Raw genomic sequence first — 24,831 nt, forward strand, 5'->3', positions numbered from 1 at the left:
CGACAGCAAAAAAATTATTACTTTACACATGCATCATTTGTGTTAGTGCCATTAATACTTATAGTGCCTACCTGACCAGATGTAGAAGTAAGCTTCCATCCATTTTTATTATCGTTATCATCGGTATCAGCCGGTACACATGTTGTACCGATAGAATTAACCTTTGGAATTTCCTTAATAAATGGACCTGATTTGTCAGTAGAAGTTAAGTCTTCGATATCAGTAGGGTCTGCACCATTAATAGTATAATAACGGTTTACAGCATCCTGCATTATTGAAAGATTTTGAGCATTGGTGTTCTTTTTAGCTGAATCCTGCTGTCCCATCACCATCGGTATAGCCACAGCCGCAATTATCCCCAAAATCACAATAACAACCAACAACTCAATCAGCGTTAACCCTTGCTGATTTTTCAATAACTTCATTTTCTTGTTCAAAAGTTTTTTTAACATCTGAACACATCCTCCTTTATACTTACAAATGATTTCTATGTTCAAGAGCAGTGGTGCCCTTAAAACCAAATGGTTGATTGGTTTAGAGGCAAAAAAGACCTCTACAGACTAATGGATAATAGTACTTGTAAAGGTCGGTTGCACCACTCGCTACTTACGACTCTAGGTGCCCAAATGTAAGTCGTAGATCATCGCTCCCTTTTGCTATTATAATAGTAAATGAGACTCAAAAAATACAGAGAAATATAGGAAAAACTACGTAAAACGACAAGATTCCCTAATACATGAATTTATTATATATAAAACTTGTAAATATAGTAATAATACAATGTTAATTTCATGACTTTTTCAATAAATATTGAATATTTTTCAAATTCTTAATTAGGACTATTGACACAAACACAATAAAAGATTTCTCCATAAAACAACAACAATTATCATTCAAACAGGCTAAATGCAACAGCATTTAGCCTCAAATGTCAGTATACCAAATTCCATCGCCCAAAGCTCGAAATTTGTCTAATAGAAGAAGTTTTTATTTTTCTGTTACAAATCTCCTATAAATGCTCCCTCACAAAAGGCATTGCCTCACTAAGAAAATAAAGTGATCCTGTAATCACAAGCATTCCATCCTCAGTTACAGACCGCACGCCTTCTTTTATCGCTTGTCTCCAATCAGATTTGAAGAACTTCTTTTTAGACGTGCTAATCTCAAACAAACTCTCTGCCTTAGCTGCTCTAGGATATTCAAAATCAACAAAAGTCATTTCGTCCGCCACCTTATCGAGACGGTGAATCATATTGTCCAATTTTTTATCACTGAGGGCTGCAAATATGATTTTAATGCTCTTGTCTCGATACCTTTTATTGAGCTCTTCAACCAATGACTGTATTCCTTCCTCATTGTGTGCACCATCCATAACAATGATCGGAGAAGTCGAGATCAGTTCAAATCGTCCTGGCCAGTAAGCCTGTTTTAACCCGTTTCTAATTTGCTCTTCTTCAATTGTAAAATATTCCTTTAAAAGCAGCGCAGCCATCACAGCCAGTGAGGCATTTTCAATTTGATGCCTTCCAAGCATTGACAGAGTCAAATCTTCTATTTTTAAATTTTCATCAAAAAAAGTAAAGCTTTCACCGAAGAGTAATGATTCATGATCTTTAAAACTAAAATGGCGTCCAAGTCGATATATTGGTGCATGTTTCTTCTCAGCTTGTTCTTCAATCACCTTTAATGCTTCTTCCTGCTTAACACCCGTTATCACTGGGATACCACCCTTAATAATGCCCGATTTTTCAAAAGCGATTTCCCCATATGTTTCTCCTAAAATATTGGTATGATCGAGTCCAATGCTCGTGATGATCGATAACAGCGGCTGGAGAATATTAGTTGAATCAAATCTGCCGCCAAGACCGACTTCATACAGAACAATATCTGCCTTATTCACGCAGGCAAAATAATAGAAAGACATCGCCGTAATCACTTCAAATTCTGTCGGTCCGCCGAGGTCGCTGTTCTCCAGCTCATCAGCTAACGGTTTGACCGCATTGGCAATCTCTACTAAATCAGCGTTGCTGATCGGTACGCCATTGGTGCTGATTCTCTCATTAAATTCCACAATATAAGGAGATGTAAACGTCCCAACCTTGTAACCCGCTTCCTGCAATATGCAGCGAAGATAGGTAACCGTTGACCCCTTACCATTTGTCCCGCCAATATGTACGGCCTTGATTTTCCGTTCTGGGTGGTGAAGTCTCTCCATCATCCATTCCATTCTTTTCAGACCAGGCTTAATCCCGAGTCTTAAGCGGGAATGAATCCAATGCAATGCCTCCTCGTAATTTGCAAACATTCTTGCCTGCACCTCCTGACTGTCCCTATATGCATAAGGAAGACGAATCCAAATCGGATTCGCCCTCTTATTATTTTAAAAAACAGGTTATTCACCTTTTAACTCTTTAATGCGTTCTTCAACAGTTGCGCGCTTCTCAAGATAATCTTTTTCTTTCGCGCGTTCTTCTTCAATAACCTTTTCTGGAGCTTTTTTCACAAAGCCTTCATTACCTAATTTCTTCTGGACACGCTCTACTTCTTTATTCCATTTTTCAAGTTCCTTCTGCAGTCGTGCGATTTCTTCCTCAATATTAATTAATCCCGCAAGCGGCAGGAAGATTTCTACCCCTGTGACAACAGCAGACATCGCTTTTTCAGGAGTTTCTAGCTCTGTACCCAATGTTAATTCTTCTGGGTTACAGAAGCGTTCAATATAAGCAGAGTTCTTTTGCAGCGTTTCAAGGATACTTTCATCCTTTGCCTTGACGATCATTTTGATTTTCTTGCTTAGCGGTGTATTCACCTCTGCACGAATATTACGGACAGAACGAATCATTTCCACTAACAGCTTCATTTCTCCTGCCGCTTTTTGGTCTGTGAATTCAGGGTTTACTTCCGGCCATTTTGCAACCGTAATCGACTCCCCTTCATGAGGAAGGTTCTGCCAAATTTCTTCAGTAATGAATGGCATGAACGGATGTAAGAGGCGCATCGTGTTATCTAACACATACGCTAAAATCGAACGAGTCGTTTTCTTAGCAGCTTCGTTCTCACCATAAAGCGGCAGCTTCGCCATTTCAATGTACCAATCGCAGAAATCATCCCAAATGAAGTTATAAAGCACACGGCCAACTTCACCGAACTCATAACGGTCAGACAGTCTTGTAACACTTTCAATCGTTTCGTTTAAGCGTGTTAGAATCCACTTATCTGCTACTGATTTTTCACCGCTTAAGTCGATTTCCTCGTAAGTCATGCCATTCATATTCATGAGGGCAAAACGAGATGCATTCCAAATTTTATTTGCAAAGTTCCAAGTTGCTTCTACTTTATCTGTGCTGTAACGCAGGTCCTGACCTGGAGAACTTCCTGTTGATAAGAAGTAGCGCAGTGAATCCGCCCCGTACTTATCGATGACATCCATTGGATCTACACCGTTGCCAAGCGACTTACTCATCTTACGTCCCTCAGCATCACGAACCAAGCCATGAATTAATACATCTTTAAATGGGCGCTGTCCTGTGAACTCAATTCCTTGGAAAATCATTCGGGAAACCCAGAAGAAGATAATATCATAACCCGTAACTAACGCATCTGTTGGATAATAGCGTTTAAAGTCAGCATTATCAACATCCGGCCAGCCCATCGTTGAGAACGGCCATAGAGCTGAACTGAACCAAGTATCCAGCACATCTTTATCCTGCTCCCAGTTCTCAATATCACTTGGCGGCTCTTGGTTTACGTAAACTTCACCAGTTTCCTTGTGATACCACGCAGGAATTCGGTGTCCCCACCAAAGCTGACGGGAAATACACCAGTCGCGGATGTTCTCCATCCAGCGCAGATATGTTTTTTCGAAACGATCTGGAACAAAGTTTACTTTTCCTTCTTTTGACTGAAGGGAAACCGCTTCATCCGCAAGAGGCTGCATTTTAACAAACCATTGTGTTGATAGATATGGCTCCACAACTGCACCGCTGCGTTCAGAATGGCCAACAGAATGAAGATGGTCTTCAATTTTAAAGAGAACGCCGTCTTCTTGAAGATCTTTGACAATTTGCTTGCGGCATTCAAAACGGTCCATTCCTTGGTACTTTCCAGCTTTCTCATTCATCGTACCGTCTTCATTCATGACAAGAACACGTTCAAGATTATGGCGGTTTCCTACCTCAAAGTCATTTGGATCATGTGCAGGCGTAATTTTAACCGCACCAGAACCGAATTCCATGTCAACGTAATCATCACCAACAATCGGGATTTCACGGCCTACAATCGGAAGAATAACGTTCTTGCCAATCAGATGCTTGTAGCGGTCATCTTCAGGATGTACAGCAACTGCCGTATCACCAAGCATCGTTTCAGGACGTGTTGTCGCCACTTCAATATGTCCAGAACCATCAGCAAGCGGATATTTCATATGATAGAATGCACCTTGAACATCTTTGTAAATAACCTCAATGTCGGAAAGTGCTGTTTTCGTAGAAGGATCCCAGTTGATGATATACTCACCGCGGTAAATTAGACCCTTTTTATACAATGATACAAACACTTCGCGAACAGCTTTTGATAAGCCTTCATCAAGCGTAAAGCGCTCACGGCTGTAGTCCAGCCCAAGCCCAAGCTTGGCCCATTGCTGGCGGATATGGCCCGCATATTCTTCCTTCCACTTCCATGTTTCTTCAACAAACTTTTCACGGCCTAAATCATAGCGGCTTTTGCCTTCCTCGCGAAGCTTTTGTTCCACTTTCGCTTGTGTTGCAATTCCCGCATGGTCCATTCCTGGGAGCCATAGAACATCATAGCCCTGCATGCGTTTCATTCTTGTTAATATATCTTGAAGGGTTGTATCCCAAGCATGACCTAAATGCAGTTTTCCTGTTACATTTGGCGGCGGAATCACGATCGTGTAAGGCTTCTTGCTCTCGTCATCCTTCGCTTCAAAATACTTCCCTTTTAACCACCAATCATAGCGACCCTGCTCAATTCCCTGCGGATCATACTTTGTTGGCATCGATAACTCATTTGCTTCCATCGTTCAACTTCCTTTCATTCTCATAGAGGTACCTGGTACCATCAAAAGACACTTTGTGGTATTTGTCCGTTTGGAGTGGACATTTCTTTGGATAAGCTTTTGAACAATAAAAAAACTCCAGTCGCCATGAAAAGGACGAATGGAGTTTGCTTCGCGGTACCACCTTTTTTCCAATCAGATATATTGATTGGCACTTAAAAAGATAACGGATTTCCCGTCTTTTACTACTCGAAATGAATCTTTCATAAAAGATGCTCAAGGGTGACTTTCCCATGGTATTACTTAGAAAACCTTTCAGCTATAAGTTTTCCTCTCTTAAAGCAAGTGACCAGCGTACTTTTCCCTCTCATTGCTTAAATTATGACAAATTTCTATTCATATACTACCGAAAAATAAGGCCTAACGTCAATAAGCTTAACCTAAATTTTTATATTATATACATGAATGAGGTCCAGATACTCCATGTTTGCCTGCAATATCCGAAGAAAAGAAGGGAACTAAATTTTTAGGCACATTCTCCGATTATGCCACATAGATTTAATAATAAGTAAATTTGAGGAAAAAAGGGGACTAAAGATGAAGAGAAGAAGAAAATATACACCTTATGCACTCCCACCCTGGCTTAGAAAATTTCGCGGTGTTGTTGCGCAATTCATCATTCCTTTTTGCATCTTTCAAGGGATACGGACACTGCTTCTCCCTACCGTCTTCGACATTCTATTCTTAATGGTTCTCATTTTGCTGGCGATTGCCTTACATTTAGAAATGATATAGGAGCCCTAATCATGAATTATCTTGGGCTCCATCCTGTGCTTGTGCCTGTGCTTGCGCCTCTGCCTGCGCCTGCTTTTTTTGCTGCTCAATTTCATTAATTCTCATGACCACATACTCCTTATTTTTCAGGAGCCAATACTCTCTTTGCAGCTTCTCCACGGATTTCCTTTCATGTTTGCGAGGGTTTTTATAATAATCCTCTGTCACCGCAATAATGGATCCAGGATGACTGAAATAACTTAAAAGCAAAAGAAGCTCTTCTTCTTTTAAAGGAAAGAACTTAAAATAAGTGTAAATCCAGTCGACACATTCATCATACTTCTTCGGATAGGTCCTTAAAGTCCTTTCGAGAAATGGCAGCAGATCATGCATCGGAGGACCATACCTGCTTTTCTCAAAGTTAGAGAAATATCCATACCCTCTGTCATCATAAATAAAATGCTCTGTAGAGACCTTTCCATGCGTTAAAATAACTCTGGCTTTCTCTACCTCTTTCGTCTTCTCGTACCAGCTTTCAAACTTCTCCTTCGCAAATTGAAGGGACTGGCTGATATCCCGGTAATATAAACAAAATAATAATTCAAATGGAGACATATACCATTTGTTTTCACATTCTTCTAAAAAACCTTCTAAAAACTCCTTATGCTGCTCCCACTCTAAGAGCGTGTTCTCATAAATCTGCTCTTTCTCTTCTTTATTAACCTTTACATCTCGAACAGAAAGGGTATGCAGACGTGCAAGCTCACGGAACATTTGCTGATGACGTTCGCTGCGATCCTCTTTTATTTCATTAGGAAGCCATGGCATTAGATAATATAAATCGTTTTGATAGATCACGGCGTAACGACCATCAATCGCGGGATAAATGGGAACAATGCGGTTATAGCCTTTTTGATATAGATATTGAATATGACGGATAAAATCAGTGCCCTGCTGCGGTGAAATTTTTTTCAAAGCAAATACACCCTGATCCGCATACACGCGATACACCTTGCCAAAATTCTCGATATAATTTGGCTTTATGGAAAAGTTCTGTAACACAGGGGCCATTTGCTGCAGCAACTGATGACTCATTTATTCTCACTTCTTTCATGGAGTGCCTTCATTTATCAAATCATGATCTTTCTAATCTCCTAAAAAGAAAAACAGTTTGGGCAGGTATTAACAAAACCCACCCATCCTGTTTCGTTATCAGATTCAGACAGTTATAATGCAATGCATAATTTCAATTTGCTTTCACTATCTCCATTTTTCTATAATTGCAGTAAACTACTTTTGCGAAACAGCCATTGGAATATAGAGAACCTGCCCCTCGTATACATCTTGATTTAACTCAAGCTGGTTTACCTTTAATAATTGCTGTGCTGGAACTTCGTAGCGTTCAGCAATGTGATCGATCGTATCACCGCTTTGAACAATACAAACCTTTAGTCTGACTACATCCTCTGCCTCATCTTTTCTAGCAAAGAACTCTGTTAAAGACATCGAATCCTTTTTAGACTTCTTCTTTTTCTTTTTAACGACAGGCTCAGAGGATGAGGATGACTCCATTGCATCTGGACTTTCTTCGTACTCTGCGCCAGCCTCAAGATTGGCTTCTGGACTTTCATAAACATCAGGACTTTCGTACTTTTCTTCTTGCCGCTGTGCCGAGAAAGAGATTTCAGGGGGTGCTGGCTCCACTGGTTTCTGTGGTTCTTCTTGCACTTCGACAGAAACATTCTTTTCGGGCTCCCATTGCTGGTTAACGAAACTTGCCTGTTCATTCTCATTGATGGTTTCTTCCTCATCAGGCTCTTTTCTAGCCTCTGCAGCGAATGGGGTATACAGATCATTTGCAGATACTGAAACTTCTGGTTCTTCTACTCTAGACGGCTCTGCGTCTTCCGTTTCTAGTTCCGCTTGAGCTTCTGCTCTCAAAGGTGCAATATTAACCTCTTCCTCTGCCTCACGATTCAGAGGTTCTAGGACGACTTCTTCCTCATTCTCGACCACGACATGCTGCTGATCGCCATAAAGGCCAGAAATTGTTAAATCAGCCGTCAGCTTCATACAGCTTCTTTCTGGAAAAGCATAATCAAATGATTCGATTTCGACATCAATATCATAAATACTTTGTATACGATTGTTCGGGATCGTGATGTCAACCGGAAAACGGTGAACAAATTCACACATTCCCTCTTCTCTTTCTTCCACTTGCTGCACAAATTTTGGAGAGAAAGAACCTTCTTCATTTTCCATTTCCGCAGGGTGGCGTTTATACTCCCCGCTCAATTGCAGGGCTCCTTCAATCGTTACATATTGATCATTTTCATGAATGCTAATATTGGGATCAAGCGAAATCGAAATAAGCTCCGCTACTTCCTGTCCTTTTTGAAACCATACCGATTCTTCTAAAGAAAATCGTAAGTAAGACTCATTCCCTTCAGACAAAGCGACTCCTCCTTTCGTTTCCTATACGTAAAAATCACTTTTGTCTTTACACTTTATGAGGAGCAAAATCCAATTATGCTACGGTACGCAAAAAAAGCCGGAAACAACACGGTATTAACACGTTGATTCCGACTTTTCACATTAGCATTTATTTAAGCTTTGAAAAAGCAAGCTCTGCTGCTTCAAGGGTCTTCTTAATATCCTCATCGCTATGTTCTGTCGATAAGAACAGCCCTTCAAATTGAGAAGGCGGGAGGAACACTCCATTGTTTGCCATCTCACGATAATAGGAAGCAAAAAATTCTAAATTAGACGTTCTAGCTTTGTCATAGTTAATAACATCTTCGTTTGTAAAGAATAAACCTACCATTGACCCTGCACGATTGACTGTATGTGGAATGTCATACTTCTCAGCAGCAGCTTTTAGTCCCTCTTCAAGCATTTTCGCTTTTCTTTCAAACTCAGTATACGATTCAGGAGTAAGCTGACTTAGTGTCTCATAGCCTGCCGTCATCGCCAATGGATTACCAGATAAAGTTCCCGCTTGGTAAATTGGTCCGCTTGGAGCAATCTGCTCCATGATTTCCGCTTTACCGCCATAAGCACCTACTGGAAGTCCCCCGCCAATTACTTTTCCTAAGCATGTGAGGTCAGGAGTAATGTTAAAATACCCTTGTGCACAGTTATAGCCTACACGGAAACCTGTCATGACTTCATCAAAGATCAATACAGTACCATTCTGGGTCGTGATTTCACGCAGCCCTTCTAAAAATCCTGGCAGCGGCGGAACAACTCCCATATTGCCTGCCACCGGCTCAACGATGACTCCTGCAATATCTTCTCCATACTGTTTAAAAGCTACCTTCACAGCCTCTAGATCATTGTATGGAACTGTAATCGTATTACTAGCAACCCCTTCAGGTACTCCTGGGCTATCAGGCAGACCCAATGTAGCAACACCTGATCCAGCCTTGATTAATAGTGAATCACCATGACCATGGTAGCAGCCTTCAAATTTCAGGATTTTATTTCTGCCAGTGTATCCTCTAGCAAGACGCAAGGCACTCATCGTTGCTTCAGTCCCAGAAGAAACCATACGCACAATCTCGATCGATGGAACTCTTTCTCGAACAAGCTGAGCTAGTTTATTTTCCATTAAAGTAGGTGCGCCAAAGCTCGTCCCCATCTCCGCAACCTTTTTAATAGATTCAACTACACGGTCATTTGCATGTCCAAGAATGAGCGGTCCCCATGATAGAACATAGTCAATATATTCATTGCCATCAATATCATAGATTCTAGATCCTTTACCGCGTTCCATAAAAATTGGGTCCATATCAACTGATTTAAATGCACGGACAGGACTATTTACTCCACCTGGCATTAACTTCTTCGCTTCCTCGAACGCAGCAATCGATTTATCATACGAACGCATCTTATTCCCTCATTTCTCTATAAGCTTTTTATTGTTCCTTTAACCAGTTTGCCGCATCTTTTGCGTGATATGTAATAATCAAATCAGCGCCGGCACGCTTCATTCCAACAAGCATTTCCATTACAATCGCTTTTTCTTCGATCCAGCCATTTTGTGCGGCTGCTTTTACCATCGAATACTCACCGCTGACATTGTAGATGACAACTGGTTTATTAAAATTGTCTCTCACATCACGAACGATGTCTAAATATGGCATCCCAGGCTTAACTATTAGAAAATCAGCGCCTTCTACCACATCTGATTCTGCTTCCCTTAATGCTTCTAAGCGGTTAGCAGGATCCATTTGATATGTTTTGCGATCCCCGAATTGTGGTGCACTTTCAGCAGCATCTCTGAATGGACCGTAGAAAGCAGATGAGTATTTCACAGCATATGACATAATCGGAACATCAACAAATCCAGCCTCATCTAGTCCGGCACGAATTGCAGCAACAAAACCATCCATCATATTAGATGGAGCGATAATGTCTGCTCCAGCTTTTGCTTGGCTGACAGCAGTATCTGCAAGCAGTTTTAGTGAAGGGTCATTTAAGACATTTCCGCCTTCAATCACACCGCAGTGACCATGGCTTGTATATTCACAAAGACATGTGTCAGCAATCACAACTAACTCAGGGTAATGTTCTTTAATTAAGCGGGTTGCTTCTTGTACAATCCCATGATCATGATAAGCGCCTTTTCCTAGCTCATCTTTTTCAAGAGGTATACCAAAAAGGAGCACAGATTGGATCCCCAGCGAAACTACTTCTTCCATTTCTTTTAAAAGATGGTCTAAAGATAGCTGGTATACTCCCGGCATGGAAGAGATTGGATTTCGAATATCTTGACCCTCTACTACAAAAAGCGGATAAATTAAGTCTTCAACACGTAAATGATTTTCTCTCACCATCGATCTGATGGCTGCTGAATGTCTTAAACGGCGATGACGATCAAAAGATATATTCATAAGTAGGAACCTCCAATAATGATCTATATTTTATAGTGTATCTATTGCTTCTCTTGTAGTTGATTTATGTAAGAGCAAACACCGATTAGCATTTCATATACGGTATACTTGTCTGGCATCACATGTACGGGTAGTCCATGGAATTCACACATTTGTTTGGTGACAGGCCCAATACAGGCCACGATACAGTTTCGTATATGATCTTGAAGCTGATATTCATTCACGACATTCATAAAATGTTCCACTGTCGATGGGCTTGTAAATGGTAAAATATCAAGCTTGTCTGCTTTAATGCTTCTAATCAATGCTTTCTTGCTTTCTTCTGGGAAATAGGTTTCATAGATAACAACTTCATCTACGATTGCACCTTTTTCTCTCAAAAATTGAGCAATATAATCTCTTGCTAAGTTTCCTTTAGGAATTAAGATTTTATCCCCGCTGTTGACAAGTGGTGCGAATTCTTCAGAGAATTCTTCCGCAACATATTTTCGGGGTCTAAAATCAACAGAAATCCCTTTTCTCCGTAATGCATCTTCCGTTTTCTCACCAATCGCCGCCACATGAAAAAAACAATCAGGATCGACATGATCTAAGAATGAGAAAAAGGTCTCAACTGTAACATTACTCGTAAAAATAAACCAATTATATGTATGAAGACTTTGAAGAACGTTTTTCAAATTGGGGTCTGTCTTAGCAGGACGAAAGCCAAGCAAGGGAATCTCCACTGGAGTCCCCTCAAAGCTTACGACCATTTCTGAGAAAGATTTTGCACTTTTCTTCCCTCTCGGAACTAGTACCCTTTTACCTTCTAGCGAAAGAGAGCTCATTCATGATCGAGCTCCTCTTTAACTTTATCGATCAGAACTTTTGCACCTTGCTGGATAAGCTTATCCGCAGCTTCTAAACCTACCTTTTCAGGTTCAGAGCCTTTAACCAGTTCTTTGTAAATCGTTTTTCCATCTGGTGATGCCACCAAGGCTGTAAGAACGATTTCTTCATTCTCGTCAATATAGGCGTAGCCTGCAACCGGAACCTGACATCCGCCTTCCATTTTATGAAGGAAAGCACGTTCTGCTCTAACCGTTTGATTGGTTTTCGCACAAGTGAACTTTTCTAACAAGCTTAATAATTCTTCATCACTTTCCCTGCATTCAATTGACAGTGCACCTTGACCAACTGCAGGAAGACAAACATCTGGGTCTAAGAACTCTGTTACAACATCAGAAGTCCATCCCATTCTTGACAGGCCAGCTGCAGCTAAAATAATAGCGTCATAGCCCTCCGATTTTAGCTTTGCTAATCTCGTATCGATATTTCCACGAATCCATTTAATTTCAAGATCTGGTCGTCTCGCTAAGATTTGCGCTCCACGGCGGAGACTGCTTGTTCCAACAACAGCTCCTGCTTTTAATTCGTCTAAAGGAATATGTCCATTCGAAATTAGCGCATCGCGATGATCTTCTCTTTCTGGAATACAACCAATTACTAATCCTTCAGGAAGTACAGCAGGCATATCTTTCATACTATGAATCGCCATATCAATTTCTTCATCTATCATAGCTTGCTCAATTTCTTTTACAAAAAGACCTTTTCCTCCAACTTTAGAAAGAGTTACATCAAGGATTTTGTCCCCTTTTGTAACGATTTCTTTTACTTCGTATTCAAAATTCGGGTCTATTTTTTTTAATTGGTCAATAACCCAATTTGTTTGTGTCAATGCAAGTTTGCTGCGTCTAGATCCAACAATAATTTTTCTCATGTAAGCCTCCTGAATTGTTTAATAAATCAATTTATGAGTACCAAAAATGAAAGGATGATAATCTTCCAAATAGAAAAAAGTTAATTAATACGATTAAGAATGAGGCCGCGTTCCAAAGGGCAAGCGTTCTTCCCTGTAAGCCTTTACCGAAACGACAATATAAAAATATGCTGTATACAGCGAGGACTATGAATGAACCAAGCACTTTTGCATCATACCAAACGATATTCGGCACCTTTATGTATGCCCATCTGAGCCCTAAAATTACCGCTAATAAAAGCATAGGCACCCCAATTGCATTTAATACATTAGCCATCTTTTCGAGCTTAGAAAGATCAGGTATTCTGATTAATCTAGTTCCCCATTTTTTTCTCTTCAATAAATCATATTGTATTAGGTAAAGAAGCGAAAAAACAAAGGAGACTGAGAAAGCACCATAAGATAAAATAGCCATTGTGATATGAATAAACAAAAGCTCAGATATAAGCTGTTGAGCCATAACCTCCGATTCAAAACTAACTGGTGCAAAGGTATGAATGACCATAATGATGAATCCCAGTACATTGGTAAAAAAGACGATAAAATCAGCCTTCAACCAGCGGTTTATACCTAATGAAAGAGTAATCAGCACCCAAGTATAAAAATAAAGTCCCTCAAATATCGTGAGTACTGGAAATCTCCCAGTCTTCGTCATAAACGAAAATAGGAATATCGTTTGTAAAATCCATACAAATGAAAGTAACCAGAAGGCAACTTGATTTGCTTTCCGGTTACTGTTGAGAAAATCTATAAAATATAGAAGAATGCAGAGAGCATAAAGAACAACAGTCAGCTCCTGCAGTCTTGATAAATAGATATCGAACATGAACAGAACCCCTTTTATTGCAGGTAACGGACAGCTTGCTCCCCTAGTTCGAGACTTAGAGTAACTCAACTAGGATAAGTGGGAGGCAACTGTCCGTAAAAGCCCAATTGGTTCAACTAACCTTCATTGGGAAGGCAGACAGATTAAATGCGTCCAATCTGCACTAGCCCATCCTATGGGTGCTCCCCAATGACGGGAGTTTCACTTTATACTTGAAAGGAAGCCTGTGGTGATTTAACGGCAACCCGTTCTGGACCGGCCGCTTTCGAATCTTGCTGCTGTTGCACAAGTTCTTCAATATTAAATATTTTCACAAATAAATCCAAAGCATCATCAGCATCCGAACGTCCCGCTAGTTCTTTTGCCTGCAAAATAGGATCCTTCAGCATTTGATTAATAATACTTTTCGTATGCTTATTTAGTACTTTCATATCCCGCTCAGATAGATTAGGAAGCTTTCGTTCAAGACTGTTCATCGTTTCAGCTTGAATAGACAGTGCCTTTTGTCGCAGAGCAGAAATTACAGGTACCACACCAAGCATATTCAACCATTGCTTGAACTCTACAATCTCAGCTTCGATCATCAGCATAATTTTTTCTGCAGCTTTTTGACGCTCAGCTAGATTGGCTTCTACAATGCCCTCAAGGTCATCAATATCATATAAGAACACACTTTCTAGTTCGCTCAGCATAGGATCAAGGTCGCGTGGAACTGCAATATCAACCATGAATAACGGCTTGCCTTTTCGCTTTTTCTCGACTTTAGCCATCATGTTTTTCGTAATCACAAAGTCCTTAGCACCCGTAGAACTGATTAAGATATCTGCATCCACTAATGCCGACTGCAAATCCTCCATCGTTTTGGCTTGGCCAGAAAATCGTTCTGCTAATGTTTGCGCTTTTTCAAACGTGCGATTTACTACCGTTACTTTACTAGCACCGTTAGCATGCAGGTTTTGAATGGCCAATTCGCCCATTTTTCCAGCACCAAGAATCAGCACATGCTTGTTATTTAAAGAACCGAATATTTTCTTTGCCAATTCAACCGCAGCATAACTAACTGAGACTGCATTTGCACCAATATCCGTTTCAGAATGAGCCCGCTTCGCAAGCGTAACTGCTTGTTTAAAGAGTTGATTAAATACCGTCCCAATACTATTTTGTTCCTGCGCCTGAAGGAAGCTAGATCTTACCTGTCCTAAAATTTGTGTTTCACCCAGCACCATTGAATTAAGACCGCATGTTACATTAAATAAATGATCAATTGCACCGTCTTGTTCATAAACAAATAAATACGGTGAGAATTCCTTCTGATCGATTTGAAACCACTCAGCTAGAAATTCTTTTATATAATAACGGCCGGTATGAAGCTGGTCTACTACAGCAAAAATCTCTGTACGATTGCAAGTAGACAGGATCACATTTTCGAGAATGCTCTTTTTCTCTTTTAATGTTGTCATCGCATTTCCAACTTGATCAGGATCAAAGGTAAGACGTTCGCGAATTTCAACAGGGGCAGTTTTGTAATTAAGACCGACAACTAAAATATGCATTCTATTTGACCCCCTACGGTTTCTGCATAATTCATTAAGTTATATTATATCACGAATTGTATTCGTTTCTGATAAAAAATATGAACATAGTATGAACTCGTATGTTAAAATAAAAACGAATTGTGACGAAATCAATTATATCTTGATATGATAATTTATAAGATTCGACATGATTCTTCCTTTATGTACCTTAACAAAAAAAACAAACTCATTCAAGTATTATTGACTATTGGAAGTGGAGACATATTGAAAAATCAACGCATTTTCCCTGGATTTCTGCTCTTAGGATTTGGCATTTATTTTTTGCTCCAAGAATTGCAAGTATCTCTCTTCGAAGGGTTCGGGACATGGCCAACACTTTCCATCATTGTCGGAGTTGGCTTCCTATTACAAGGATATTTAGCTAAAGACAATGAAGCCATTATTCCTGGGACAATCCTGACAGGATTCGGACTACATGTTCATTTTGTCAACATATTAGAGGTTTGGCCAGATCATACTGGAATATTTATATTAATCATCGCATTAGGGTTCCTGCTTCGTTATCAAAAGGTTAGAACAGGATTTTTTCCGGGTTTCCTATTTTTAGCATTAGCATTACTGCTGCTTTTTTATGACAAAACGTTTGGTTGGATTAGTTCATTACAGATCGGTATTGAATTATTCTGGAAATTTTGGCCGATTATATTTATTGGTCTTGGTGCTAAATTTTTATTCTTCAAAAAAAAGTGAAAGAACATGGTCAGTGTTCTTTCACTTTTTTGTTGTAATATTTACATATAACTTTGAATAACAGACCAAGCTTCATCCTTACCCAAACCGGTCTCTGACGAAAATAGCACGATCTGGTCGTTCTTATCAAGATCCAAGGTTTCTTTTGTCACCTTTAAGTGCTTCTGCCATTTCCCTTTTGGGATTTTATCTGCTTTTGTTGCTATGATGATACAAGGAATGTCATAGTGCTTCAAAAAATCATACATTAGGATATCATCTTGTGTTGGTGGGTGCCGTAAATCAACAATGAGCAATACAGCCCTAAGCTGCTCGCGAGTCGTTAAATACGTCTCAATCATTTTTCCCCAGGCTTCACGTTCTTTTTTTGAAACCTTCGCGTACCCATAACCAGGTACATCCACAAAATAAAGGAACTCATTTATGATATAAAAGTTAAGCGTCTGTGTTTTACCAGGTTTAGATGAAATCCTTGCTAAACCTTTTCTATTTAACATTTTATTGATGAAGGAAGACTTCCCTACATTTGACCGGCCTGCTAATGCAAATTCCGGAAAGTCTTCACCTGGATATTGATCTGGCTTTACGGCACTAATAACAATTTCTGAGCTCGTTACTTTCACTGTTCAGCACCATCTCTTATCGCTTCTTTTAATACTTCGTCAACATGCGAAACAGGGTAAAATTGTAACTCGCTTCTAACGCTATCTGGTATATCATCAATATCCTTCTCATTATCCTTCGGAAGGATGATCTTCGTTAATCCTGCACGGTGAGCACTCAAGGTTTTCTCCTTTAATCCGCCAATTGGCAGGACACGTCCACGCAATGTAATTTCTCCTGTCATCCCAACTTCCTTTCGTATCGGCTTGCCAGTTAAAGCCGAAACAAGGGCTGTTGCAATCGTAATTCCTGCTGACGGACCATCTTTTGGCACTGCCCCTTCAGGAACATGGATGTGGATATCATTTTTTTCATGAAATTCTGGGTCGATCCCAAGCTCAACCGCTTTTGAGCGAACAAAACTGAATGCTGTTTGAGCCGATTCTTTCATGACATCGCCTAGTTTACCTGTCAAGACCAGCTTCCCTTTACCTGGTGAAAGTGAAACTTCAATTTGAAGTGTATCCCCGCCTACTGTTGTATAAGCAAGTCCTGTCGCTACACCTACTTGATCTTCGAGTTCTGCCTGACCATAACGGAACATCGTTTTTCCTAAAAATTCTTCCACATTTTTATCTGTAATGACCACTCTTTTCTTTTCATTTGAAACAAGGATCCTTACTGTTTTTCTGCAAATTTTCGCTAGTTGACGTTCCAGACTGCGCACTCCCGCTTCCCGCGTGTAATAGCGGACAATCTTTTGAATTCCGTCTTCCCGCACTTGAAGCTGCGATTTTGTCATTCCATGCTCTTCTATTTGCTTAGGCAATAAGTGGTCTTTAGCAATGTGAATTTTCTCTTGCTCCGTATAACCTGCGATATTGATGATCTCCATGCGATCACGCAGAGGACCTGGTATCGTCGCCAGGTTATTGGCAGTCGCAATGAACATAACCTTAGATAGATCATATGTTTCCTCAATATAGTGATCACTAAAATTATGATTTTGTTCTGGATCAAGAACCTCTAGCATCGCTGCAGATGGGTCACCACGAAAATCATTTGACATTTTATCAATTTCATCTAATAAAAAGACCGGGTTGATTGTGCCCGCTTTTTTCATTCCTTGAATAATACGTCCAGGCATGGCCCCGACATACGTTCTTCTATGTCCACGGATTTCCGATTCATCTCTCACCCCGCCTAGTGAAACTCGAACGAAATTCCGATTCAGCGAACGCGCAATGGAACGCGCCAAACTGGTCTTCCCTACTCCAGGAGGGCCAGCAAGACAAAGAATTGGACCTTTTAATGAATTGGTCATCTTTTGAACTGCTAAGTACTCAAGCACCCGCTCTTTCACTTTTTCCAGTCCATAATGATCTTCATTTAAAATCCGTTCAGCTTTGCCTATATCAAGATCATCTTCAGTCGCCTTTGTCCAAGGCAGGGATATTAACCAATCAATATAATTTCTAATGACGGAGCTTTCCGCTGAAGAAGACGGCACTTTTTCATAACGTTCCAGTTCCTTTAAAGCCGTTTTCTTAACAGACTCTGTCATCCCTGCATTCTCAATCTTCTCAGTAAGTTCAGCTACTTCTCCAGTTTTGCCTTCTTTATCACCAAGTTCTTTTTGAATAGCCTTCATTTGTTCACGCAAATAATATTCTTTTTGCGTTCGTTCCATTGATTTTTTTACGCGCTGGCCAATTTTCTTTTCCAGGTTTAATACTTCTTTTTCATTATGAATAATTTCAATTAAGCGGTTAACTCTTTCTTTCACATTAATTGTTTGTAAAATCTCTTGCTTTTCCTTAAGTTTTAACGGTAAATGCGAAGCAATAATATCCGCCATTCTCCCTGGTTCTTCGATATCTGCCACACTTGAATAAGTTTCAGCTGAGATTTTTTTAGACATTTTTATGTATTGTTCGAAATACTCTAGCATGGTACGCATAAACGCTTCGTCTTCAACATCTTTTTCCGGAGAGTCCTCATACGTGTTAACATTGACTACGTAGTAATCTTCTTCATCTAAAAATGAATTAATTTCAGCACGCATCAAACCTTCCACTAACACACGAATCGTCCCGTTCGGAAGCTTTAACATTTGTTTCACTTTTGTTAAAGTCCCCATTTTGTAAAGGTCCTCTTCAACAGGGTCGTCTATCGATATATCCTTTTGCGTGGTTAAGAAAATTAAACTGTCATCAACCATTGCCTTTTCTAACGCTTGCACTGACTTATCCCGTCCAACATCCAAATGCAGGACCATGGTAGGAAAGACAAGCAACCCGCGAAGCGGCAGGAGGGGGACGATGATTTCCTTACTTTTCGTCATTCTTTTGCACCTCCAAATGCATTCAATCCATTCCAGAATTAACAAATAATTCTTTGTACAATTCTAACTTATTTACTTTCAAGTGTCTATTCAGAACCAATGTAGAGCGAGATCAGACTAAACCTTCCATTAAAAACAAAGGAAAAACTCCGGCTTCACATTAAAATGCAAACCGAAGTTCTCACCACTAAATACTTTCCTTTTTCCCTAGTTCAATTGAAGCAGTAATGGCTTGTTCCTCTGCATTTTCCTTTAATAGAGCAATATCTAATACCTCTGATAAATGAGTGACTGGAATGATTTCAATCCCGTCCACTTCACTTAATATAGATTGTACATTTTCCTTTGGAATTATCACTGTTTTAGCACCTGCTTTTTTGGCAGCCTTAACCTTTGGATAGACGCCGCCAATTGGCTTTACATGTCCATGAATGCTAATTTCACCTGTCATAGCCACGGTATGATCAATTGGCTGCTTATAAATAGCAGAATAGATTCCTGTCGCCATGGCAATTCCTGCAGATGGACCATCGATTGGGACACCGCCAGGGAAATTGACATGTATATCGTATTCGTCTGCAGGCACCCCCATTGAACGCAGCACAGTGATTACATTCTCAATCGAACCTTTTGCCATACTTTTTCTTCTGATAGATTTCCCTTGGTTTCCAATGCTCTCTTCTTCCACGATTCCGGTAATATTAATAGAGCCTTTTTCTTTTGCCGGGATCACCGTCACTTCAATTTCTAATAGTGCTCCGGTATTTGGTCCATATACAGCTAAACCATTTACGAGACCTACAGTCGCCGCAGACATGATTTTTCTCTCCATTCTTGGTGAGAGCTGACTAGAATGAACAACCCATTCTATGTCTTCATCTTTAATATGATCTCGGTTTGATTGAATAGCCAATCCTGCAGAAGTTTGGATCATATTCACAGCTTCACGGCCGTTTCTTGCGTAATTGGCAAGCGTCTTTATCCCTGCTTCACTAATAGAAAGATTCACTTTATCTGCTGCTTTTCTGCCTACTTTTTCAATTTCTTCCTCCGTTAATTCCCGGAAAAACACTTCCATACAACGAGAACGAATGGCTGGCGGGATTTCACTTGGAGTTCTTGTCGTGGCTCCAATCAGCCTAAAATCAGCAGGCAGGCCATTCTTAAAAATATCATGAATATGATTCGGTATTTGCGTATTATCCTCATTGTAATAGGCACTTTCTAAAAACACTTTTCTGTCTTCTAATACCTTTAATAATTTATTCATTTGGATTGGATGTAATTCCCCAATTTCATCAATAAAGAGAACTCCTCCATGTGCATTTGTGACCGCGCCCTGCTTCGGCTGCGGAATACCTGCTTGTCCCATTGCACCTGCCCCTTGATAAATAGGGTCATGCACCGAACCAATTAATGGGTCTGCAATCCCTCTTTCATCAAATCTCGCTGTTGTCGCATCGAGCTCAACAAACACGGATGAAGGTCGGAATGGGGACTTCTGATTCTTTTTTGCTTCTTCTAACACAAGCCTTGCTGCAGCTGTTTTTCCCACTCCTGGTGGTCCATAAATAATCACATGCTGCGGATTTGGACCGCATAATGCCGCCTTTAATGCTTTAATGCCATCTTCTTGGCCAACAATATCATCAAAGCTTGTTGGGCGAACTCTTTCGGAGAGTGGTTCTGTTAACGAAATGGCTCTCATTTTTTTCAATTGATCCATTTCTTTTCTTGATTCCTTATCTATGGATACCTTTTGGGTACGTTGATTACGTAACAAATTCCAAAAGTATAACCCGATGACGATACCAAAAAAAAGCTGAATAAATAAGGCAATCCCTGTCCAACTCATGGTTTTCCCTCCTGTATCTCTAGCTCGTTTACTTAATTGCTAGTATCTCCCTCTAAAGATTGGAATAAACAAATTTTTAACAGAAAACTTGTATGCTTTGATACAGAATTAATAAAATCTTGCTGGAGTATATTTCGGGGAATATAAAGATTACCTGCAATGGAAAAAGGCCAAACTGCATTGCAGTTTGACCGTTGTTAACTATTGATAATAAAGTTATGCAGAGGTTTTACGTTCAGCTTCTACAACCGTACCATCTTCAAGAATCAGTTTTGGAGGGTTATTTTCCGTAACTGTTTCTTTTGTAATAATACATTTTGTAATATCATCACGAGACGGTAGATCGTACATCACATCAAGCATAATTGATTCAATGATTGAACGAAGTCCACGTGCACCTGTTTTACGTTCAATTGCTTTCTTTGCAATTTCGATTAAAGCATCTTCTTCAAAGTCAAGCTCAACTTCATCAAGTTCTAACATCTTCTGATATTGTTTAACAAGAGCATTCTTAGGCTTCGTTAAAATTTCAACCAATGCTTCCTCATCAAGAGGAGAAAGGCTGGCAATAACCGGAAGACGACCGATGAATTCAGGAATAAGTCCGAATCTTAATAAGTCCTCTGGGAGAACTCTAGATAATAGGTCCTTATCTTCAATTTCTTCTTTCTTGACGTCTGAACCAAAACCAATAACCTTTTGACCAAGACGACGTTTAATAATTGGTTCAATCCCGTCAAAAGCACCGCCGCAAATGAACAAGATATTTGTTGTATCAATTTGAATAAATTCTTGGTGTGGATGCTTTCTTCCACCTTGTGGAGGAACACTTGCAACTGTACCTTCTAATATTTTTAGCAATGCCTGCTGAACACCTTCACCAGATACATCACGGGTAATCGAAGGGTTTTCAGACTTTCTAGCTACTTTATCAATTTCATCAATGTAGATAATGCCTTTTTCAGCCTTCTCTACATCATAATCCGCTGCTTGAATCAGCTTTAGCAGGATATTTTCTACATCTTCACCAACATACCCAGCTTCTGTTAATGATGTAGCATCAGCTATTGCAAACGGAACATTTAAAATACGTGCTAATGTTTGAGCCAGTAACGTTTTTCCGCTTCCGGTCGGCCCGATCATCGCAATGTTACTTTTAGAAAGTTCAACATCATCAATTTTGCTGTTTGAATTAATACGTTTATAGTGATTATAGACCGCTACCGATAAATTTTTCTTTGCTTGGTCTTGACCAATAACGTACTCATCTAAAATATCACGAATCTCACGAGGTTTCGGCACATCTTTAAATTCAACTTCTTCTTCTGTCCCGAGTTCTTCTTCAACGATTTCTGTACATAACTCAATACATTCATCACATATATATACACCTGGTCCGGCAACTAACTTACGAACTTGATCCTGTGTTTTTCCACAGAAAGAACATTTTAATTGTCCTTTTTCATCATTAAATTTAAACAATTTTATTCACCCCTTGAAAACTACTAAACGGCATCCAAAGCTGCGCATCTTATAGAAAAAATTTTCTTTCATCTGTGTAAAACGATATTCATTTCAATAGTTATGTATTGGATTGTACCACATTTTGTATTAGGACTGGAAACAATAACACTTGATATGAGCTATGAAACCCTTCGACATCCTTCTACATCGTATAGATATATGTACTAATTAAGCTTAACCAAAAGCACGAAACTTAAATCGGTAGTTTTTGTTAAAAGCAAAGAAAGAAAGCGATTTCTTTTATTATATGTAAGGGTTTGGGTTTATAAAACAAGGCACGATAAAATCGTGCCTTGTTTTTTTAAAAAGAGTAAAACTTCTTACTGATTAATCGATTGTTTTGCTATTTTCAACAAGGAATTCAACTGCTTTTTGAACTTGCAGATCTCCTCTTAGACCATCTAAATTGTTGCCTAAAGCTTGAGTGATCTGTTCAACAGTCATGTTATACATTTCTGCCATCTTGTTTAATTCTGCATCAATATCTTCAGGAGAAACTTCAATATTTTCCGCTTTAGCGATTGCTTCTAGAGTTAAGTTAATGCGGACACGCTTTGCAGCTTCTTCCGTCATTTGTTCACGTAGAGCATTTTGATCTTGTCCTGAGAATTGGAAGTATAGATCAAGATTCATTCCTTGCATTTGTAGACGCTGTTCAAATTCTTGCATCATACGGTCAACTTCTGTATCAACCATTACTGGCGGTACGTCAATCTCTGCGTTGTCAGCTGCTTTTTCAACAACTGTATCACGTACAGTATGCTCAGCTTCATGTTTCTTATTTTCTTCTAATTTAGTTCTAAGCTTAGCTTTTAACTCATCTAATGTTTCTACTTCTTCATCAGCATCTTTTGCGAATTCATCATCAAGTTCTGGAAGTTCTTTTCCTTTGATTTCATGAATTTTCACCTTGAACACAGCTGGCTTTCCAGCAAGCTCTGCAGCATGATATTCTTCAGGGAAAGTAACTTCTACTTCTTTTTCTTCTCCAGTTGCAGCACCAACTAGCTGCTCTTCAAATCCAGGAATAAATTGACCTGAACCAAGTTCAAGAGAATAGTTATCAGCTTGTCCACCTTCGAACGCTTCACCATCAACAAAGCCTTCAAAGTCCATAACAACTGTATCACCATTTTCAGCTTTGCCATCTTCTTTAACAACAAGCTCTGCATGGCGTTCTTGAAGTGATTTCAATTCGTTTTCAACTTCTTCTTCTGTTACTTCTGTTTCTACCTTCTCAACTTCTAGGCCTTTGTATTCGCCAAGTTTAACTTCTGGCTTTACAGTAACAGTTGCTTTAAAAATTAAAGTCTTTCCTTTTTCGATTTGTTCAACATCGATTTCAGGACGATCTACTGGTTCAATTCCAGTTTCATCAATTGCATTAGCATATGCTTCAGGTAATAGAATATCGATTGCATCTTGGTAAAGAGATTCTACTCCAAAGCGTTTTTCAAACATTCCACGCGGCATTTTACCTTTACGGAAGCCAGGAACATTTACTTGTTTAACTACTTTTTTAAATGCTGCGTCTAAGCCTTCATTTAACTTATCAGCATCTACTTCAATTGTAAGGACACCTTGGTTTCCTTCTGTTTTTTCCCATTTTGCAGACATACTAAATTTCCCTCCAAAATCTATTATCATTACACTTGCATTAGATTTATGAATATGTATTTCATTTTTGACATATCCAAATAATATGTAAACATAAAATTACACATTAGAACCACTACATTATATCACACGTTCTACCTGTTTCAACAGAGAACACTAAATAATAGGGTAAGAAATTTTTTCTAATTTTTTGATTAAATGGCATGATTCTTCCATTTCACTTCTATTTACTGCGTATTCCTCCGCTATATCCTCCATGGTGCGTACTTCCACGCCACTATATTCCATCCCGGTATAATGGTATGCCCCAGCCCAGCATGCAGCAGGCGTATTTCCAAGCTCAAATGGATACAGCAAAAACAAATGTCTTTCAAATAAACTGATGGTTTGTTGATATAGGACTGGATCCTCATTTTCCAAATGTTCCTGTAATACTTTTTGAATATCATCTTTCATTGGATACTCATGAAGGGTAAACAATTTAGATGGAGTGACTGTTTTTTTCCTGCCGAACTTTTCAACAAGAACACCACTCTCATACTCTTGTTCTTGTAAGATATTGAGAAGCATTGTTTTTAAAAAAGGGTGACTTTTATCGTCCTGCAGGAACAAATTTATTTCTTCTATGTATGGTCTGACATTTTTCTTGGAGAGTTCAGCTATCACTAAGACTTGCTTGTTTGGATCAATGATTTCATTCAACTGAAGAGATGGGTTCTGGTCATAATCCAGAATCTCTTCCATTTCAGCAGAATCCCAGCTAGGGTTTTCATCAACCATTTTTCTGCTAAAAGCAAGCAGCTTGGAGAAATGTTCCAGCTTATCAGCAGGAATTTCTCTTTCCTCTAATAAAATTTCAATAGTGGTAATAATTTCCTCATAACTCTTCATTTGGACAAGAATCATTAAATATAGGTCAACGGTTTGGAAATAATCTCCCATATCCCTTTTCAGCATTTCTAACGCCAAGTCTTTAGCTTTTTGAAGAGATCCTATTTCATAATAAGCCAAAACCAGCCCAATATATACCTCATCATTCCGTTCATCTATGGATTTGGCCTCTTCCAATAATCTAATGGCTTGTTGATACTTCTTATTCTGCAGATAGTCCAAACCTCTTGTAAGAAGTCTCTTTTCAAGATCGGGAAAAGGAATGATATTTCCTTTTGAATTATTCCGTTCCTGTTTTTTCATCCAAGCTTCGCCCCTAAAACAATCACAACTGAAAGGCCAACAGCCATTTCATGTGGTAGAATTCACAACCTGAGGCAAGTTTAGCATGATCATTAAAAA

The 24,831-nt window shown here is 39.4% G+C and carries 19 protein-coding genes, 1 riboswitch and 1 other annotated feature; of the genes, 2 read left to right on the forward strand and 17 right to left on the reverse strand.

The features are described 5' to 3' along the window. Nucleotides 1–17: 17 nt before the first annotated feature. From CZ487_RS27570 to CZ487_RS20510, 3 genes are all read right to left on the reverse strand, one after another. Nucleotides 18–452: a type II secretion system protein gene (locus tag CZ487_RS27570; protein ID WP_077214139.1), complete on the reverse strand. Its 435-nt coding sequence runs from the start codon at nt 450–452 to the stop codon at nt 18–20. A 123-nt stretch (nt 453–575) separates the two neighbouring features. Beyond that, nucleotides 576–660: riboswitch (cyclic di-GMP riboswitch) on the reverse strand. Nucleotides 661–1,009: 349 nt separating this feature from the next. Further along, nucleotides 1,010–2,305 carry a bifunctional folylpolyglutamate synthase/dihydrofolate synthase gene (locus CZ487_RS20505; protein ID WP_077214140.1) on the reverse strand — a complete coding sequence of 432 codons (1,296 nt, stop codon included), beginning with the start codon at nt 2,303–2,305 and terminating at the stop codon, nt 1,010–1,012. Between the two features lie 87 nt (nt 2,306–2,392). Beyond that, nucleotides 2,393–5,038, reverse strand: coding sequence for a valine--tRNA ligase (locus CZ487_RS20510; RefSeq protein ID WP_077214141.1), 2,646 nt, complete (start codon nt 5,036–5,038; stop codon nt 2,393–2,395). 128 nt (nt 5,039–5,166) lie between these two features. Beyond that, nucleotides 5,167–5,397, reverse strand: a binding site (T-box leader). A 217-nt stretch (nt 5,398–5,614) separates the two neighbouring features. On the opposite strand from CZ487_RS20510, the gene CZ487_RS20515 reads away from it, so the two are divergent. Then, nucleotides 5,615–5,812 (forward strand): hypothetical protein, encoded by a 198-nt coding sequence (locus tag CZ487_RS20515; RefSeq protein WP_077214142.1) that lies wholly within the window; start codon nt 5,615–5,617, stop codon nt 5,810–5,812. 9 nt (nt 5,813–5,821) lie between these two features. Here CZ487_RS20515 and ysxE read toward each other — a convergent pair whose 3' ends face one another. The 8 genes from ysxE to hemA form a co-directional block, all read right to left on the reverse strand. Then, entirely contained in the window at nt 5,822–6,886 is a 1,065-nt protein-coding gene (gene ysxE / locus CZ487_RS20520) for a spore coat protein YsxE (protein WP_077214143.1), read from the reverse strand. Between the two features lie 195 nt (nt 6,887–7,081). Next, nucleotides 7,082–8,245 carry a stage VI sporulation protein D gene (spoVID, locus tag CZ487_RS20525; protein ID WP_077214144.1) on the reverse strand — a complete coding sequence of 388 codons (1,164 nt, stop codon included), beginning with the start codon at nt 8,243–8,245 and terminating at the stop codon, nt 7,082–7,084. Between the two features lie 148 nt (nt 8,246–8,393). Continuing rightward, nucleotides 8,394–9,680, reverse strand: coding sequence for a glutamate-1-semialdehyde 2,1-aminomutase (gene hemL / locus CZ487_RS20530; RefSeq protein ID WP_077214145.1), 1,287 nt, complete (start codon nt 9,678–9,680; stop codon nt 8,394–8,396). A 28-nt stretch (nt 9,681–9,708) separates the two neighbouring features. Beyond that, nucleotides 9,709–10,686 (reverse strand): porphobilinogen synthase, encoded by a 978-nt coding sequence (hemB, locus tag CZ487_RS20535; RefSeq protein ID WP_077214146.1) that lies wholly within the window; start codon nt 10,684–10,686, stop codon nt 9,709–9,711. A gap of 41 nt (nt 10,687–10,727) precedes the next feature. After that, nucleotides 10,728–11,513, reverse strand: coding sequence for a uroporphyrinogen-III synthase (locus CZ487_RS20540; protein ID WP_077214147.1), 786 nt, complete (start codon nt 11,511–11,513; stop codon nt 10,728–10,730). Beyond that, the gene (gene hemC / locus CZ487_RS20545) at nt 11,510–12,445 is read right to left on the reverse strand and encodes a hydroxymethylbilane synthase (protein ID WP_077214148.1); all 936 of its coding nucleotides are present in this window, start codon (nt 12,443–12,445) and stop codon (nt 11,510–11,512) included. Before hemC ends, CZ487_RS20540 begins: the two co-directional genes overlap by 4 nt. 31 nt (nt 12,446–12,476) lie before the next feature. Then, nucleotides 12,477–13,310 carry a cytochrome c biogenesis protein gene (locus CZ487_RS20550; RefSeq protein ID WP_077214149.1) on the reverse strand — a complete coding sequence of 278 codons (834 nt, stop codon included), beginning with the start codon at nt 13,308–13,310 and terminating at the stop codon, nt 12,477–12,479. 206 nt (nt 13,311–13,516) lie between these two features. After that, nucleotides 13,517–14,863, reverse strand: coding sequence for a glutamyl-tRNA reductase (hemA, locus tag CZ487_RS20555; RefSeq protein WP_077214150.1), 1,347 nt, complete (start codon nt 14,861–14,863; stop codon nt 13,517–13,519). A gap of 246 nt (nt 14,864–15,109) precedes the next feature. On the opposite strand from hemA, the gene CZ487_RS20560 reads away from it, so the two are divergent. Then, nucleotides 15,110–15,595, forward strand: coding sequence for a LiaI-LiaF-like domain-containing protein (locus CZ487_RS20560; RefSeq protein ID WP_077214151.1), 486 nt, complete (start codon nt 15,110–15,112; stop codon nt 15,593–15,595). Nucleotides 15,596–15,636: 41 nt separating this feature from the next. Here CZ487_RS20560 and yihA read toward each other — a convergent pair whose 3' ends face one another. From yihA to CZ487_RS20590, 6 genes are all read right to left on the reverse strand, one after another. After that, nucleotides 15,637–16,218: a ribosome biogenesis GTP-binding protein YihA/YsxC gene (gene yihA / locus CZ487_RS20565; protein WP_077214152.1), complete on the reverse strand. Its 582-nt coding sequence runs from the start codon at nt 16,216–16,218 to the stop codon at nt 15,637–15,639. Beyond that, a complete protein-coding gene (gene lon / locus CZ487_RS20570) occupies nt 16,215–18,542 on the reverse strand; it encodes an endopeptidase La (protein ID WP_077214153.1) in 2,328 nt (775 codons plus the stop codon). The genes yihA and lon overlap by 4 nt, the downstream gene beginning before the upstream one ends. A 187-nt stretch (nt 18,543–18,729) precedes the next feature. Then, nucleotides 18,730–20,397: an ATP-dependent protease LonB gene (gene lonB, locus CZ487_RS20575; RefSeq protein ID WP_077214154.1), complete on the reverse strand. Its 1,668-nt coding sequence runs from the start codon at nt 20,395–20,397 to the stop codon at nt 18,730–18,732. A gap of 216 nt (nt 20,398–20,613) precedes the next feature. Then, nucleotides 20,614–21,879, reverse strand: a complete 1,266-nt coding sequence (gene clpX, locus CZ487_RS20580) for an ATP-dependent protease ATP-binding subunit ClpX (RefSeq protein ID WP_077214155.1) — start codon at nt 21,877–21,879, stop codon at nt 20,614–20,616. A gap of 369 nt (nt 21,880–22,248) precedes the next feature. Next, a complete protein-coding gene (gene tig, locus CZ487_RS20585) occupies nt 22,249–23,538 on the reverse strand; it encodes a trigger factor (protein WP_077214156.1) in 1,290 nt (429 codons plus the stop codon). A 156-nt stretch (nt 23,539–23,694) separates the two neighbouring features. Beyond that, entirely contained in the window at nt 23,695–24,732 is a 1,038-nt protein-coding gene (locus CZ487_RS20590) for a tetratricopeptide repeat protein (protein ID WP_077214157.1), read from the reverse strand. Between the last annotated feature and the right edge of the window lie 99 nt (nt 24,733–24,831).

The sequence above is a fragment of the Robertmurraya dakarensis genome (assembly GCF_900156875.1).
Taxonomy (GTDB): Bacteria; Bacillota; Bacilli; order Bacillales; family Cytobacillaceae; genus Robertmurraya; species Robertmurraya dakarensis.